The organism is Peribacillus simplex, from assembly GCF_030123325.1.
In the GTDB taxonomy this organism is placed as follows: Bacteria; Bacillota; Bacilli; order Bacillales; family DSM-1321; genus Peribacillus; species Peribacillus simplex_D.
Genome location: NZ_CP126106.1, coordinates 608,593 through 623,999 on the forward strand (window position 1 = coordinate 608,593; position 15,407 = coordinate 623,999).

Sequence of the window (15,407 nt, forward strand, 5' to 3'; positions counted from 1 at the left end):
GCCTTGGAGGGCTCCTTTTTCATGTTTAGTTTCTCAAAAGTCTTAAGCTGTTCAGTATAACGAGAATTGTACTTCCTTCATGGCCAATGACGCCATATGGGAGGTCTAGAAATTGAAGGAAATTGGATGCTATCAAAATCATGATGACCGAAATTGAAAAGATGACGTTTTGTTTGATGATCCGATTCATCTTCTTGGATAATTTGACTGCTTCCGCAATGCGCGGCAGATCATTCTTCATCAGAACGACATCCGCTGTCTCCAAGGCAACATCCGTGCCTTCACCCATTGCAATTCCAACAGATGCTGTTGCTAGTGCAGGCGCATCATTGATGCCATCCCCAACCATCGCTACAGTGCCAAAATGTTCTTTCAGCTTTTTCACTTCAGTCACTTTGGTTTCAGGTAGACATTCGGCAATATATGCATCTATATGGCTCTCCAAAGCAATCGCTTTAGCCGTTTTTTCCCCATCCCCTGTAAGCATGACGGTATGGATGCCCTCATTTTTCAAGGCTTCGATGGCTGTAACGGTTTCTTCACGAACGACATCTTTCAAAGTGAGTATGCCTGCAATTCCTTGATCATCTTTTGCATAAACGATTGTCTTACCTTGTTCAGCCAATGTCAGTGCAATGCCATTTTGGAATCGTTCTGCTTCACTGCGACCGACGAAATCAGCTTTTCCGACTTGCCAAAGCACGCCATTGATATAGGCTTGAACCCCATTACCTGAGATATCTTCCATGTTATTGGGTTTAATGATATCCTTTTGCAATTTTGATTTGGCATAACGTACGATTGATGTTGCCAAAGGGTGATTCGAATAATTTTCAACAGATGCAATATGAAATAAGAAATCATCTTCGTTTAAATCTTCGCGGATAATGACATCCGTAACCTCTGGTTTTCCTTTTGTCAATGTACCGGTTTTATCTAAAGCAATTGCCTGCAGATTACCTAGATTCTCAAGATGGATGCCTCCTTTAAATAAAATGCCATGACGGGCTCCATTTGAAATGGCAGAAAGTGTAGCTGGCATAATAGAGGCAACAAGGGCACAAGGAGAAGCGACAACGAGCAGGATCATCGCTCTGTAGAATGTCTCGGTCCAGCTCCACCCCAATAGGAAATGGGGTACGAACATCATCAGGCCGACAACCGTCAATACTACTTTTACATAAGTCCCTTCAAACCGTTCAATGAACAGCTGGGAAGGGGACTTTTCACTTTGTGCGGATTGAACGAGAGTGATTATTTTTTGAAATAATGTTTCACTTGCCGGTTTGGTGATTTCCACGGTAATCGTTCCACGGAGATTAACCGTTCCCGCAAATACTTCATCATCCAATGATTTACTGACTGGTAGGGATTCGCCAGTGATGGCGGCTTCATCGATATTGGTACGGCCGTCCGTGATTTTTCCATCTGAAGGAACTCTCTCACCTGGTTTCACTAAAATCAAATCCCCGACATGCAGCTGTGAAACGGATACGGTTTCTTCATATCCGTTAGTGATGCGCAGTGCTTCTTCGGGCTGTAAGTCCATTAATGCTGAAATTTCTTTATGGCTTTTATTCATCGTGTATGTCTCAAGGGCACCGCTTAAAGCGAAGATGAAAATCAATATGGCACCTTCCGTCCAGTATCCGATGACCGCAGAACCGATTGCCGCAAAAATCATCAGCATCTCAACATTCAATTCCCGGTCGGCAATCGTATCTTCTATGCCTTCTTTCGCCTTGGCATATCCGCCAATCAAGAAAGAGGCCAAGTATATGACGATGGAAGTGGTTTCCATTCCGTTCTTTGAAAGGGCCCAGCCCAATAATATAAGTAAACCGCTGAATAATGCAGCAATAAGTTCTAGATGAGGTTTCGCTTTTTCCAACCAAGTGGTTTTGCATGCAGCCGGTTGGGTTAAATGTTTAGTATCTGTAGTCATAAGACTCCCTCCCACATTCTTCTCTATTTTGTGTAAATGATATAGATTATCATTTGTGTTATATCTAATTGAGAAAGATAATCAACGTCATTTCTCTGGATAAAATATGAAAGCTGCCACCGTAATTGCGATGACAGCAATGTTTTCAAAGGTTTATAAATGTGATGTCCCTTTTGTTATTATTATAATACCACATATCCTATTCAGAAATAAAGAAGAATGATTCTAATCTAGTAAAAAATATAAAGTATCTCCTGACCAATATAAAGTCTATTGATAAATACCGTTCAAATTGAATAATAAAAGAAGCGTCCAGATAAAAAACTATACTACATAACTGAAGCAGGCATTTTTTCCTTAAACAAGGCCAATGATATGAAGACAAGGAAAAGCATGATACTGATCATATAGAAAAAATTTGCTCCATCAATGTGTTCTATAACCAGGCCGCCAAAGAATGGACCGACGATGCTGCCGAGACTAAAGAATATACTGCATAATAAATTCCCGGCAGGTAATAGGTTTCTAGGTAAAAGATCTGCCATATAACTGATACCCAGCGAGAAAGTCGAACCAACCATCATTCCGCCAAACATAAAGCAGATGAATAGGCCAAGCACTGAATAGGAATAAATCCCTGCAAGCGTGAATATGGCAAACCCTGAAAAAAGAATCGTCAGCAAGGTCTTTCGCCGTCCAAAACGGTCACTGACCATCCCCAAGGGGATCTGGGTAAGCAGAGTCCCTGCAGAAAATGCCGGAATGATGATGGATACTGCGGTTAAATCGATTCCGGAGCGCAGGGCGAATACAGGAAAATTGCTATTCAATGAGGCTTCAAGCACGCCAAATGTAAACGGAAGTAAAAAAGCGACCCAGGCTATGCGGCTAACTTTCGTAAACCTTTTGAGTGTGCCAAGGAATGATGTGCTTTCAGAATCATCCTGATCAGGAAGCTCATTTCTAATTAGGAAAACAGTGGACCACGCCAGAAGGCTAAGTATCGATGTGATGATGAAAGGCAAAGACTGATTGATTTCGAGAAGCTTCGTCATCAGCGGGCCAACCATGAAGCCAAGACTGAAGAAAAGTCCATAAATGGCAAGATTCCTTCCGCGCTTCGCTATTGGTGAAATGGCAGTGATCCAGGTCTGTGTAGCAAAGTGAAGTGTATGATCGCCGATACCAATGAAGAAACGCAGTACGAACCAAAACCAGAATGATTTCCAGACAGGAAATAAGGCAAGTGATACAATGACCGTTATCCCGCCAAATAATATCAATGGCTTATAGCCGTATTTCCGGAGTGGGGCTTCCATAAAAGGAGAAATCAATAGAATTCCAATATAAAGGGAGGCTGCATGAAACCCGTTTAGGGATGAGCTAATTCCTTCATTTTCAAAAATGATGGCAATGATCGGCAGGAGCATCCCTTGAGAAAACCCCGATATGCCGACAATTAAGATTAAAACGCTTAAAAGCAATTTATTATTCATAAAATCATGTCTCCTAAGAAATGTATACCTTCTTGATGTTACATCTTAGGAAGAGGATTAAGCAATAGAAATTTGGGTAAATATTGTCAAGAAGAGAGGTGTTGATAAAATTTTCCTTTGTCATTCACCGAAGATTATGTATGATAGTTTTTGTTACATAAAAAGAACTATAGGATTGTGAGGAGAAGTATCGTGAATAAAATATTTTTGGGGCTTGTCCTGTTAGGCGTCCCTTTATCTGTCATTGGGTCATTATTGCATTGGCCGAGTGTAATCATGTTCATAGTATATTGCTTAACAATCGTGGCGCTGGCAGGCTTCATGGGCCGGGCCACTGAAAGCTTAGCGATCGTTATGGGACCAAGGATTGGCGGTCTCTTGAATGCAACGTTTGGTAATGCAGTAGAATTGATCATATCCATCTTTTCATTAAAGGCGGGGCTAGTGGGTGTCGTGCTGGCGTCTTTGACTGGTTCCGTTTTAGGAAATTTATTGTTGGTGGCAGGACTTTCATTCTTTGTCGGAGGGACTAAATACAAACGGCAGAAGTTTAATGTATTCGATGCGAGGCATAATGCCGGTCTATTGATTTTTGCTGTAATTGTAGCCTTCGTCATACCGGAAGTATTCACACAAAACATGGGTGAATCAAGCACGATGTCGTTAAGTGTCGGAATTTCCATTATATTGATCTTATTATATCTTGCAGCATTATTCTTTAAATTGGTTACTCACCGCGGGGTATATCAGCATACTGAGAAACTCGAGGAACATGAAGAGGAAGTACCGGAGTGGGGCAGGAAAAAGGCAATTATAATACTTGCTGCCGCTACATTGGCTGTTGCTTACGTATCGGAAAAACTTGTCCATACGTTTAGCGAGGTGGGGGAAGCTTTCGGATGGTCGGAGTTATTCATCGGTGTCATTATCGTTGCGATCGTCGGTAACGCGGCAGAGCATGCTTCCGCCGTCATAATGGCCTATAAAAACAAAATGGATGTCGCTGTGGAGATTGCCGTTGGTTCCACGCTTCAAGTAGCGATGTTCGTTGCCCCAGTACTCGTATTGATTTCGTTAATGTATCCAACGAGTATGCCGCTTGTTTTCACAATGCCAGAACTGATATCAATGGTTTCAGCAGTCTTTCTGGTAATCATGATTTCTAATGATGGGGAAACGAACTGGTTTGAAGGCCTTACATTATTGGCCGCTTACTTCATTATGGGAATTGGATTTTATTTATTATAAGAATGCAGGCCTTCCAATGTGGGAGGTCTTTCTTTTTATAAAATTAAAATATAGAAATGACTCTGCTCAGGTTAGATTTAGCAGAGTCATTTCTATATTAGTAAATTACCATTCATAAGTTATTCCAAAATTTTTCATCATGCTTTTGAAAAAGTTGAGAAAATATTCTAGAGTGTCACACCATCCTTTTACATCAGATTTAAGTATAGGCGAATTCGTTTTCTGTCATCCTTTAAAAGGGTGTCATGGATTGTTCGATAAGCATACCTCCTGAAGGTTTAATAGGTATGAACGATTTCGCCTCCTTTTTATAATGTAAAATAAGTATAACTGATTTGAAGAGAAAAGTAAATATTCTGAACTTTACAAATTTATTACAAAATTGAAATCGGAATGAAATGTATAGAATGTTGGCTAAAAACAAAATCTATAATCAATATGATTGAACCCCTCAAAAGGAGTGCGACAGCATGAAAAGAACTATTATTATTACGATGATTGCCCTAATTGCCTTCATTCAGGCGAATGTAAGCTTTGCAGCTGATATACCAGAAGCCAAAGCAAATCCGAATAAGGTGAATATCCCACCTTCAGTATTGAATATTGCAAAGGAGAATACGTATCCGAACCCGACCCAGGATCTTCCGATGCTGCAGCCGAGTAATCTTGCCAAACAATTGATCGATTCGTCGGATATCAAGATTGAAAACCCAGAACTCATCCAAATGTTGAATGAATCCGCAATTGCAAAAGCCCCGCTTGCTTTTGGATACAGGGCGACCATTTACCTTGGCCATTGGGCCTTGAATTATGAGTCTTCTGAAACGGCACCAAACTGGGAATACCAAAAGATCAATACGAATTACTATGATAATCGCGGCGGTGAAGTTCCATATAAGATCCGTTATGTCCAGGAAAGTCAGAAGGCAGTGAGTGGCGGTCTGACTGCGAAAATCCCTAAGGCTGAGGATGTTCAAAAGATGATGCTGCTAAAAGCCACTGAAAAAACGAATTTGCCATTGGCTTTTGAAACGATCATCGGAGCTGGTACGAAAAAAGATCAAGTATACAATGTTGCTTCAAATAGGATTGGTTACTTGTCCAGTTTTGCTTCCGCCGTCAATGAAAAAGGCAAGGTCACATATGGAGAAGTATATTTGAACTTAAAAGGTAATAAAAGAACCATTACGATAAAGAACATCACATCACAAGGCATCGGTGCATGGATACCGGTTCAGGACCATGTTTCCTACAGCTTTACAGTTTCGCAGCAACCCAGGTAAATTGAAAAACTCGCCGGATTGGCGAGTTTTTCTTCATATGGTTGACTTCCTGATCCTGAAGTCCTCCTTCGGGTAGTAGGCATTTTTGACGAGAACATTCGGGCCCAGACATTTGACTGCCGGGCAGTGGCAGTTCAATTCATTGGCCAGTTTCGAACTCATCCATGTGTCATAGGAATCGGTCAAGGGCTGGTCTTTGATATTCCCTAATGTAGGCGCGTCCCCGAAATCGGTCACGATCACTTCCCCTGTGAAAATATTGATGTTCAACCTGGAACGTCCATCAGGGTCATTCCTTACAGTCACTTTATGTGAACCATAAAGGCGTTGAAGCAGCTTTATATCCTCTTTACTGTTATTGCAAGGATAAAATGGCAGGGTACCGAAAAGCATCCAAACATTTTCATCACGGATATCAAGCAAATGATGAATCGCTTCACGCATATTATCCAATGATAAAGTTTCAAGTGCCGAAGCGAAATCGCTTGGATACATCGGATGAATTTCATGCCTTTGACATCCCATTTCATCGACGATCTGTCTGTGAATATGTTCAAGATGAGGCAATGTGCGTTTATTAAGCATCGTTTCTGCAGATACCAGCACACCAGCTTTTGTCAGGGCACGGGAATTTTCGATCATTTTATCAAATAGTTTCTTTCGCTGTTCCCGAGATGGTTTTCGGTCCATCATGGCAAAGCCGATATCAATGAATTCATCGATCGTTCCCCAATTATGGGAAATGTGCAGAACATCCAAATAAGGAATGATTTCCTCATACCGTTCCAAGTCAAGGGTCAAGTTGGAATTGATTTGTGTCCGTACCCCGCGGCTACGGGCATATTTCAATAGAGGCAAAACATAATTCTTCACTTGTTTTCTTGAAAGCATCGGTTCCCCGCCAGTGATGCTTAGCGAGCGAAGCAAAGGGATTTCATCAAGTCGCTGAATCAGTAATTCCAAAGGCAGGGCATCCGGGTCCTTGGGCTGAAGTGTGTAACCGACGGCACAATGCTCACAACGCATATTGCAAAGGGTTGTGGTGGTGAACTCCACGTTGGTGAGGCTGAGTTTTCCATATTGTTCAACGTCCATATATGCTTCCCAAGGATCATACTTGGGTGTAATTGGTGTTAAAAGATCTTGCTTGATTATTGACATATTTAAAACTCCTTACGTAATAATGCACTAACCCATTATGAACAATGGGAACAAAAATTGTCAAATGGCGGAGAGCTGCGTTTATAGCTTGCCATTGCACTTTCAAGCAGATTTCGTTACGATGAAAGAAGAACGGAAGGAGAGTGCCTCATGGGAAAATCCATTACAGGTAAAAACGAACAATTAACATACTTAAAAGAACGCCTCACGATGTTCATGGAAGTTCTTGATCATATCGAACCGGAAAATACGGAGTTGGAAGATATAGACCGTTTAATCGGCATGATAGATGATTTGGAAGGCAAAGTGGAACAATTCAAGACAAGGGAAGACTAATATCTGTTTCGATAGTATGACTTTTTCAATGTTAATATTCATGAGGGATGACGAGAAACCTGCGTCATCCCTTTTATTATCAAATCTTCTTGGAAATGATTGGTGAAGATATTTGATTTATGGGCTATTTAAAGCGCTTTGATCATTTCACTCCAAATTGCTGTTCATTAAGAAAAATAATTACTTGTTTTCGAAAGATTATGTTAGATGTATAATAAAACGGGTGTTGAATCATTCGCTATTTATAGAGAAGCAGGGAAATGATTAATCTAATCTAGGGGAAATAAGAGGGGGAAGAGAAATTTGGATATTCAAAAATTCCAAGAAAGTATGTACAGTCTTATCGTTGAAACTTCAACGAATCTTCCAAAGGATGTTCGTCGTGCGGTCAAAAGTGCAAAACAGCGTGAAAATGCAGGTACTCGTTCTGCATTAAGCTTGGCCACCATCACGAATAATATTACAATGGCTGACGACAATGTATCACCGATTTGTCAGGATACTGGTCTGCCGACTTTCAAAATAAAAACTCCAGTTGGCGTGAACCAACTTGAAATAAAAAAAGCAATCCGAAATGCGATCATTTTAGCGACAAAAGGCGGAAAACTTCGTCCAAACGCAGTTGACTCTTTATCGGGTGAAAATAGCGGGGATAACCTTGGGGAAGGTCTTCCTGTCATTAAATTCGATCAATGGGAAAAAGACTATATTGATGTTCGCCTTATCTTAAAAGGCGGCGGCTGTGAAAATAAAAACATCCAATACAGTCTGCCTATGGAACTTGAAGGATTGGGGAAAGCGGGCCGTGATTTGGACGGAATCCGTAAATGTGTACTTCACTCTGTCTACCAAGCACAAGGACAAGGCTGCAGTGCCGGCTTCATCGGCGTTGGTATCGGTGGGGACCGTTCATCCGGATATGATCTGGCTAAGGCTCAACTTTTCCGCAGTAATGAAGATGTGAATCCGAATGAAGACCTTCGTAAACTTGAAGATTACATCATGAAGACAGCTAATGAATTGGGAATCGGCACGATGGGCTTTGGCGGCGAAACTACACTGCTTGGATGTAAAATCGGTGTCATGCACCGTATTCCGGCAAGCTTTTTCGTATCCGTTGCTTACAATTGCTGGGCATTCCGCCGTTTAGGAGTGAAAGTCAATCCTGAAACAGGTGAAATCAATGAGTGGTTGTATCAAGAAGGCGAGAAAATCGACTTTGCTTTAGAAGCAGAAAAAGCAGCGAAGGATGAAGTGGCAGCCGCTTCTGAACCGGACGTTAAAGCTTCCCGTGAAATCACCCTGCAAGCACCAATCACGGAAGAACAAATCCGTGAATTAAAAGTTGGTGACGTGGTTCATATTAACGGCAGGATGTATACGGGCCGTGATGCCATCCACAAGCATTTATCTGAAAATCCTGCACCAATCGACCTAGATGGACAAATCATCTATCATTGTGGCCCAGTTATGCTGAAGGACGAAGAAGGTAAATGGCATGTGAAGGCTGCGGGACCGACAACAAGTATTCGTGAAGAACCATACCAAGGCGATATCATGAAACGATTCGGCATCCGTGCAGTTATCGGTAAAGGCGGAATGGGACCAAAAACACTAGAGGCGCTAAGTGAACACGGCGGCGTTTATCTAAACGCAATCGGCGGGGCTGCTCAATATTATGCAGACTGCATCAAGTCCGTCGAAGGTGTGAACTTCACTGAATTTGGTATTCCAGAAGCGATGTGGCATCTGAATGTTGAAGGATTCACTGCCGTAGTTACCATGGATTCACATGGAAACAGCCTGCATAAAGACGTTCAGCAATCTTCATTGGAAAAATTGGCACAATTCAAAGAACCAGTATTTAAATAATTATATGGAAAAAGGCGCTCACCAAACGGTTGAGCGTCTTTTGCATATCTTACTCTTCGATTTCCGGCAGTGGATCGATCCTTGTAGCATCCTCTAAATTCAATCCACTTTTCACAAAATGAACAAACACTCCGCCACTTAAACCAAGACAACCAACAAAGCCTATAGTGATAACCCATTCCAGCATTTCATTCCCCCCTTGCTAAATGTATATGAAAAAAAAGGCGATAATTTACTCAAAAAAGTACAATCTTTTGGAATGGACGCACATACATTAGAAGAGAAAGGGGGGATTTTCATGCAGAACAACTACATCTTATTCTTTATCGCCATGTTAACCGGTTTTGCTTTCATCAAACTTCCTGTGGCAAACACGATTTTCTCCGGTCTTGAAACATTCCTTGACGTAGTCGGAATTGTAATCGTTCTCATTTTCGCTATCGCCATTATTTGGAAGGCGGCACAAGCGTTATTTAAAGGATAAACAAAGCATGGAGGGCCAATCCTTTTCGGAGGATAGGCCTTTTTTTACGTGGATTAAGGTTTTGCGAGAGATACCTATAACAATTCGACCCACGGCCCGAAAACTGGTCCCTGAGCGTAGTGAATTCGACCCATGGCCCAATAATTCGACATTCACAATATCATGCATATAAATCTCCATGTTCCAAACAATAAGAAAAAAGGACATGGGGGATATTCCAATGAAAAAAAAGGTGATTTTATCCGCTTTTATATGCTTGATATGCTCTTTGGCAAGCCCAGCTTTTGCAGAATCCTATAACTGGGGTTTCAATAAAGGGAAAAATGGGACACCTGCTGATGCCGGTAAAAAATTCAATGAAATGCTGCCTGAATATGAAGCGATTTATAAAGGGGATACAAGGAAAAAAGTCGTTTATTTAACGTTTGATAACGGTTATGAAAATGGCTATACGGCCCAGATTTTAGATGTGCTGAAGAAACATGGTGCTCCTGGAGCTTTTTTTGTCACAGGTCATTATTTAAAGACCGCACCTGAGCTTGTTGTCCGTATGGCTAATGAGGGGCATATCGTAGGAAACCATTCCTGGAACCATCCGGATATGACCAGCGTGACGGACGATGTGATACGCATGGAGCTTGAGCGGGTAAAAAAAGCAACGGAAAAATTAACGGGGCAAAAAGGAATGAATTACTTAAGGCCGCCTCGTGGGGTATTTAATGAGAGAACAATGAGAATCGCAAAAAAAGAAGGGTATTACCACATCTTCTGGTCACTGGCATATAAAGACTGGATTGTTGATCAACAAAAGGGTGCCGCGTTCGCACACGATGAAGTGCTTAAGCAAATTCATCCTGGCGCGATTTTATTATTGCATACCGTATCGAAGGATAATGCGGATGCATTGGACTCGATTCTGACGGATCTTGAAAAACAGGGGTACACATTCAGTAGCCTTGATGATTTAATGATTGAGAAACAGTTGCCGAACCGAATGCTTTATTAAAATGAGAAGCGGGTCCTGTAGTGATAATTCAGGTCCCGCTTTTATCCATTCTCTTCAATTTCAAGTAATATTTCTGGAAACATGCTATAATACGTGGAAAACTGCTAAAGGATGGATCGCTTGTGTGGACAGAAAAATTACAGGTTCAAGGACCCTATAATTTCGATCTAGTTCTCGAACGATTATCGCTAGACCCACTTCAGGTAGTTGATTTTACTAACAGGACGGTAAAAGTTCCGCTATATATAGAAAAAGAACCAATCGTTTTGCAGGTTCAGGCAATCGGAAATATCGATGAACCATCTTTCATCATCAAAGGTCATTCAGAGGTTTACAAGTCAAAAGCAATCGAACGGTTAAAAAAGGTTTTTCATTGGCATCAGCCATTAGAAGGCGTTTCCCGGCATTTCAGGGAATCAGATTTAAGGGAAATCTTCGAAGAGCACCGCGGTACTGCCATAGTCTTGGACTTCGATTACTACAGTTGCCTCGCCAAATGCATCATACATCAGCAATTGAACTTATCCTTTGCCCATACGCTCACGGAACGATTCGTTAAAACCTTCGGCTACCAGATGGAAGGTGCCTGGTTTTATCCGACACCGGAAACAACAGCCCAACTTCAAATCGAACAATTAAGAGCCATTCAATTCAGTGGCCGGAAAGCCGAATACGTCATAGGACTTTCCGAGCAGATCATTCAAGGCCATCTCAACCTTGATATAATGGAAAAGCTATCCGATCAAGAGGTTATGGATACACTAATAAAAATACGCGGTATCGGTAGATGGACGGCTGAGAACTTCCTGCTTTTTGGACTTGGCAGGCCGAACCTATTTCCTAAAGCCGATATTGGCATTCAAAATGCCTTGAAAATATTATATGGCTTACCGCAAAAGCCAACCCAAGAAGAAATGGAGTCCTATAGTGTGAAATGGGCCCCATATTTAAGCTACGCTTCCCTCTATTTGTGGAGAAGCATTGAAAAACGGAGTGAAAAGAAATGACAAACATTCAAGATACAAAACTGGAAGTGAATCAAACCCTTCCCCTTACGATTAAACGGCTTGGCATTAACGGGGAGGGAGTCGGTTATTTCAAAAAGAAAGTCGTCTTCGTCCCAGGTGCATTGCCTGGTGAAGAAATTGTAGCTTTGGTCACAAAGGTTCAGCCAAACTTCACCGAGGCAAAAATAAAAACCATCCGTAAAGAATCGCCGCATCGCATTGCAGCACCATGTCCGGTTTACGCTGAATGCGGCGGATGTCAGTTACAGCATTTAAGCTATGCCCAGCAGCTTATTGAAAAACGCGATATCGTCATTCAAGCGATGGAACGTCATTCGGAATTCCCAGTTTCTTCATTAAATGTAAAAGAAACGATTGGCATGGAAGATCCTTGGAATTACCGTAATAAAAGTCAGTACCAAGTTGGCCAAAAAGATGGCAAATTAATTGCTGGCCTTTACGGCTTGAATTCCCACACACTGATCGATATCCCGAATTGCCTTGTACAACATAAGGCAACAAATAAGGTAACGCGTACAGTGAAAAAGATACTAAAGAACCTGAACATCTCGATTTATAACGAAAGAAAAAGAAAAGGTGTTATCCGTACGGTCATTACACGGGTAGGATTTGAAACAGGTGAAGTGCAGGTTGTCCTCGTTACAGGTGCGGAGGAAATTCCACAAAAGGATCAGTTGCTTAAACAAATTCGTGACCAACTGCCAGAAGTGAAATCGGTCGTTCAAAACATCAACAACCGGAACACATCACTTATTTTTGGCGAAAAAACGATTCACTTGGCAGGCGAAAAAGTCATCAACGAAACATTGGGTGACCTATCATACGAACTATCAGCCCGAACATTCTTCCAGCTTAACCCGGTCCAAACTGTTCGCTTATATGATGAAGTGAAAAAAGCGGCAGCCTTAACCGGCACGGAAAAAGTGGTTGACGCTTATTGCGGCGTAGGGACCATTGGCCTATGGCTGTCCGAAAATGCCAAAGAAGTCAGAGGAATGGACGTCATTAAAGAATCCATTGAGGACGCCAAGAAAAATGCAAAAAAACATAAACGCAACAATGTATACTATGAAACAGGCAAAGCCGAGAATATCCTCCCACGCTGGACCAAAGAAGGCTGGAAACCGGACGTACTGGTCGTCGACCCGCCAAGATCCGGCTGTGATCAATCATTACTGCAGACAATCTTGAAAGTTAAACCAAAAACCATTGTGTACGTATCATGCAACCCGTCCACATTGGCGAAGGACTTACAAGAACTGGGCTCTACTTATCGCGTGGAGGCCATGCAGCCGGTGGACATGTTCCCGCAGACCAGCCATGTGGAAGTGGTAACCTCATTGAAGCTGATTTAAGAGTAAGCAGAGTAATCCGGGAATCTGTAAAAGGTTCTCGGATTTTAATCTGCGTTTATTTCCATCCATTTGTGAAATAATGAAAGTACTGTGAAAATCGAGAAATACATAGGAGGGTTTTGGATGCATAATCATGATATATTAATACGATTAAGATATGCGCTGGATATTAAAAATAAAGATATGGTAGAGATATTTAAGCTCGGGGATATTGAAGTGACAAGAGAAGAAGTCATGCAGATGCTCACAAAACCAAAAGATGATTATTATGATGAATATGATGATGATATGGATGAAGATGAAGATGGGGTAAAATGCAATAACATGATGTTAGAGTCCTTTTTAAATGGCTTGATCATTTTTAAAAGAGGGAGACAAGAGCCAAAACCTGGTCAGCCTCAAAGTCAGGCACCGGCTGTAAAGAATAAGGAAAGTGTGAATAATATCCTTCTGAAGAAACTGAAAATAGCATTGACATTAACAAGTGAGGATATGATTGATATCTTGGATGAAGCAGGTGTCATGATAACCAAAGGGGAATTAAGCGCTATATTAAGAAAAGTGGGTCATAGGAATTATAAAGAGTGCGGAGATCGATACGCCAGGAATTTCTTAAAAGGATTAACTTTGAGATATAGGGGATAAGGGTTCAGAACTGTTTTTATATGCACATTATTACAATCAGGCTTTGATTTCGTGAAAAGTACTTTTCCGATTTCAGGGCCTTTTCCTTTTCTCATGAACGTTATTGGAGACATTGGTAAGTGCGGGAACAGTAAAAAAAACCTAAGGCACACTTAAGGCACCTTCGCACGTTCATTAACCTCTTAAAAAGTCTGGCTTTGCAAAATTGGGGCTGGGATATTTATAGAAGCCTTCTCCTGCTTCTCTACCGATTTTCCCTTTATCGATATACTCTGTTTTCAAAAGGTTAGCCAGCTTTTCAACCTCTGGATCACCTGTCGCTTTCGCTTTTGCAAGTGAAATATTATAAGCGGTAATGATTCCTACCACGTCTAAAATGGCGAAAGGGCCAAGCGGCGCTCCTGTTGCGACCATCCACGTTTTATCGATGGTTTCCGTATCTGCCACTCCTTTTAATAAGAGCATTTGGGCAGCGTCCAAAAGGGGAACCAATAAGGAATTCAAAATATAGCCTGGCTGCTCTTTATGTAAAGGCAGAGGAACCATTCCAATTGCTTTTGCAAAATCAATCACTTCATCGAACACTTCACTATCCGTTCCGGGATGTTTCATGATTTCTGCCGTATTGTTTTTCCAGATTTCATTAGCGAAGTGTAACGCCAGGAATTTTTTGGGACGGCCTGTCGCTTCGGCAAATTGGCTTGGTAATAATGTAGACGAGTTCGTGGCGAAAATTGTTTTATCAGGAGCCACTTTTCCTAACTCCGTGTAAAAATCCGTTTTGATTTGAACCACTTCTGGAATCGCTTCAATCACAAGGTCAGCATCGGCTACTCCCGCAGATAAATCACTGTGGAAAGAAATGCGGGCATAAGCAGTATTGAGATTTTCCTCCGTTGCGCCTATGTCTTCTTTATAGTATGGCTTCAAATTATTGATCCTATCTTTTGCACGTTCCAATGCTTCGTCATTGATGTCATATACAGATACGTTGAATCCTTTGAAGGCGGTTTGAAATGCGATCTGACTTCCTAAAACGCCGCTGCCGGCAATCGTGATATTTTTATAATTCAAAGCCATTCTCCTTTATTTCTTTGAATAGTTCTTCTTGTTAATTATTGCACTTATCTTGAAAATAGATGCAGGAATTAACTTGATATACGTTTTTCCCCCTATATGAAACCTGATAAACACATGTTAAGAATGTAACAACCCTTCTCGTCTGTAGGACATTCTTCATAACTTTTGCCTATCACTTTGAATAGGTTGTATATTTTGCTCATTACTTCACGAAAGGAAAGTTGCCTATTGCATTTCACCCGAAAAAGAATTCCATGGGTGGACCAATGAAGGGCCATTAAGCTGTTAAAGGGTGATTCAGAGGAACGACCGTTTGGTTTTTACATTGTAGAAAATCACAAGGTGTGGATAAAGGAAGAAGGAAGTGAAAAAAAACCAAATTATTCAGTCTTTCCTCCTGATCATGTGCATAACTTTTTTGTTTTTGATCTCTTTGCACTTGAACGTAACTTCAATATCCTGAGCTGA

Annotated in this window: 14 protein-coding genes; 9 read left to right on the forward strand and 5 right to left on the reverse strand. The window is 41.4% G+C overall.

Annotated elements, in window-relative coordinates; all coding sequences use genetic code 11:
- Nucleotides 1–25: 25 nt before the first annotated feature.
- Together QNH43_RS02950 and QNH43_RS02955 are read right to left on the reverse strand one after the other, a co-directional pair.
- Nucleotides 26–1,945: a heavy metal translocating P-type ATPase gene (locus tag QNH43_RS02950; RefSeq protein WP_283916740.1), complete on the reverse strand. Its 1,920-nt coding sequence runs from the start codon at nucleotides 1,943–1,945 to the stop codon at nucleotides 26–28.
- A 329-nt stretch (nucleotides 1,946–2,274) separates the two neighbouring features.
- Nucleotides 2,275–3,441: an MFS transporter gene (locus QNH43_RS02955; RefSeq protein WP_283916741.1), complete on the reverse strand. Its 1,167-nt coding sequence runs from the start codon at nucleotides 3,439–3,441 to the stop codon at nucleotides 2,275–2,277.
- Nucleotides 3,442–3,630: 189 nt separating this feature from the next.
- On the opposite strand from QNH43_RS02955, the gene cax reads away from it, so the two are divergent.
- The gene (gene cax / locus QNH43_RS02960; RefSeq protein WP_283918270.1) at nucleotides 3,631–4,689 is read left to right on the forward strand and encodes a calcium/proton exchanger; all 1,059 of its coding nucleotides are present in this window, start codon (nucleotides 3,631–3,633) and stop codon (nucleotides 4,687–4,689) included.
- A gap of 470 nt (nucleotides 4,690–5,159) precedes the next feature.
- Nucleotides 5,160–5,972: a YfkD famly protein gene (locus QNH43_RS02965; RefSeq protein WP_076370908.1), complete on the forward strand. Its 813-nt coding sequence runs from the start codon at nucleotides 5,160–5,162 to the stop codon at nucleotides 5,970–5,972.
- A gap of 33 nt (nucleotides 5,973–6,005) precedes the next feature.
- On the opposite strand, the gene yfkAB is transcribed toward QNH43_RS02965, so the two are convergent.
- Nucleotides 6,006–7,133 (reverse strand): radical SAM/CxCxxxxC motif protein YfkAB, encoded by a 1,128-nt coding sequence (gene yfkAB / locus QNH43_RS02970; protein WP_076370909.1) that lies wholly within the window; start codon nucleotides 7,131–7,133, stop codon nucleotides 6,006–6,008.
- 150 nt (nucleotides 7,134–7,283) lie between these two features.
- Here yfkAB and QNH43_RS02975 point away from each other — a divergent pair, with 150 nt between their 5' ends.
- Nucleotides 7,284–7,469, forward strand: a complete 186-nt coding sequence (locus QNH43_RS02975; RefSeq protein WP_034305661.1) for an SE1561 family protein — start codon at nucleotides 7,284–7,286, stop codon at nucleotides 7,467–7,469.
- A 303-nt stretch (nucleotides 7,470–7,772) separates the two neighbouring features.
- Entirely contained in the window at nucleotides 7,773–9,341 is a 1,569-nt protein-coding gene (locus QNH43_RS02980; protein ID WP_076370911.1) for a fumarate hydratase, read from the forward strand.
- A gap of 49 nt (nucleotides 9,342–9,390) precedes the next feature.
- On the opposite strand, the gene QNH43_RS02985 is transcribed toward QNH43_RS02980, so the two are convergent.
- Nucleotides 9,391–9,528, reverse strand: coding sequence for a hypothetical protein (locus tag QNH43_RS02985; RefSeq protein WP_179086138.1), 138 nt, complete (start codon nucleotides 9,526–9,528; stop codon nucleotides 9,391–9,393).
- A 111-nt stretch (nucleotides 9,529–9,639) separates the two neighbouring features.
- Here QNH43_RS02985 and QNH43_RS02990 point away from each other — a divergent pair, with 111 nt between their 5' ends.
- From QNH43_RS02990 to QNH43_RS03010, 5 genes are all read left to right on the forward strand, one after another.
- On the forward strand, nucleotides 9,640–9,825 hold the full coding sequence (locus QNH43_RS02990) for a hypothetical protein (protein ID WP_283916742.1): 186 nt from the start codon (nucleotides 9,640–9,642) through the stop codon (nucleotides 9,823–9,825).
- A gap of 220 nt (nucleotides 9,826–10,045) precedes the next feature.
- On the forward strand, nucleotides 10,046–10,831 hold the full coding sequence (gene pdaA, locus QNH43_RS02995; RefSeq protein WP_283916743.1) for a delta-lactam-biosynthetic de-N-acetylase: 786 nt from the start codon (nucleotides 10,046–10,048) through the stop codon (nucleotides 10,829–10,831).
- 122 nt (nucleotides 10,832–10,953) lie between these two features.
- On the forward strand, nucleotides 10,954–11,838 hold the full coding sequence (locus QNH43_RS03000) for a DNA-3-methyladenine glycosylase family protein (RefSeq protein ID WP_283916744.1): 885 nt from the start codon (nucleotides 10,954–10,956) through the stop codon (nucleotides 11,836–11,838).
- A complete protein-coding gene (rlmD, locus tag QNH43_RS03005; RefSeq protein WP_283916745.1) occupies nucleotides 11,835–13,214 on the forward strand; it encodes a 23S rRNA (uracil(1939)-C(5))-methyltransferase RlmD in 1,380 nt (459 codons plus the stop codon). Before QNH43_RS03000 ends, rlmD begins: the two co-directional genes overlap by 4 nt.
- Before the next feature lie 123 nt (nucleotides 13,215–13,337).
- A complete protein-coding gene (locus QNH43_RS03010) occupies nucleotides 13,338–13,859 on the forward strand; it encodes a YehS family protein (RefSeq protein ID WP_283916746.1) in 522 nt (173 codons plus the stop codon).
- Nucleotides 13,860–14,033: 174 nt separating this feature from the next.
- On the opposite strand, the gene QNH43_RS03015 is transcribed toward QNH43_RS03010, so the two are convergent.
- A complete protein-coding gene (locus QNH43_RS03015; RefSeq protein WP_283916747.1) occupies nucleotides 14,034–14,933 on the reverse strand; it encodes a 3-hydroxyacyl-CoA dehydrogenase in 900 nt (299 codons plus the stop codon).
- Between the last annotated feature and the right edge of the window lie 474 nt (nucleotides 14,934–15,407).

Coding starts and splice junctions, on each gene's coding strand:
- QNH43_RS02955 (WP_283916741.1), bottom strand. CDS start 3,441: ATGAATAATAAATTGCTTTTAAGCGTTTTAATCTTAATTGTCGGCATA.
- QNH43_RS02975 (WP_034305661.1), top strand. CDS start 7,284: ATGGGAAAATCCATTACAGGTAAAAACGAACAATTAACATACTTAAAA.
- pdaA (WP_283916743.1), top strand. CDS start 10,046: ATGAAAAAAAAGGTGATTTTATCCGCTTTTATATGCTTGATATGCTCT.
- QNH43_RS02965 (WP_076370908.1), top strand. CDS start 5,160: ATGAAAAGAACTATTATTATTACGATGATTGCCCTAATTGCCTTCATT.
- yfkAB (WP_076370909.1), bottom strand. CDS start 7,133: ATGTCAATAATCAAGCAAGATCTTTTAACACCAATTACACCCAAGTAT.
- QNH43_RS02985 (WP_179086138.1), bottom strand. CDS start 9,528: ATGCTGGAATGGGTTATCACTATAGGCTTTGTTGGTTGTCTTGGTTTA.
- QNH43_RS03010 (WP_283916746.1), top strand. CDS start 13,338: ATGCATAATCATGATATATTAATACGATTAAGATATGCGCTGGATATT.
- QNH43_RS02950 (WP_283916740.1), bottom strand. CDS start 1,945: ATGACTACAGATACTAAACATTTAACCCAACCGGCTGCATGCAAAACC.
- QNH43_RS02990 (WP_283916742.1), top strand. CDS start 9,640: ATGCAGAACAACTACATCTTATTCTTTATCGCCATGTTAACCGGTTTT.
- rlmD (WP_283916745.1), top strand. CDS start 11,835: ATGACAAACATTCAAGATACAAAACTGGAAGTGAATCAAACCCTTCCC.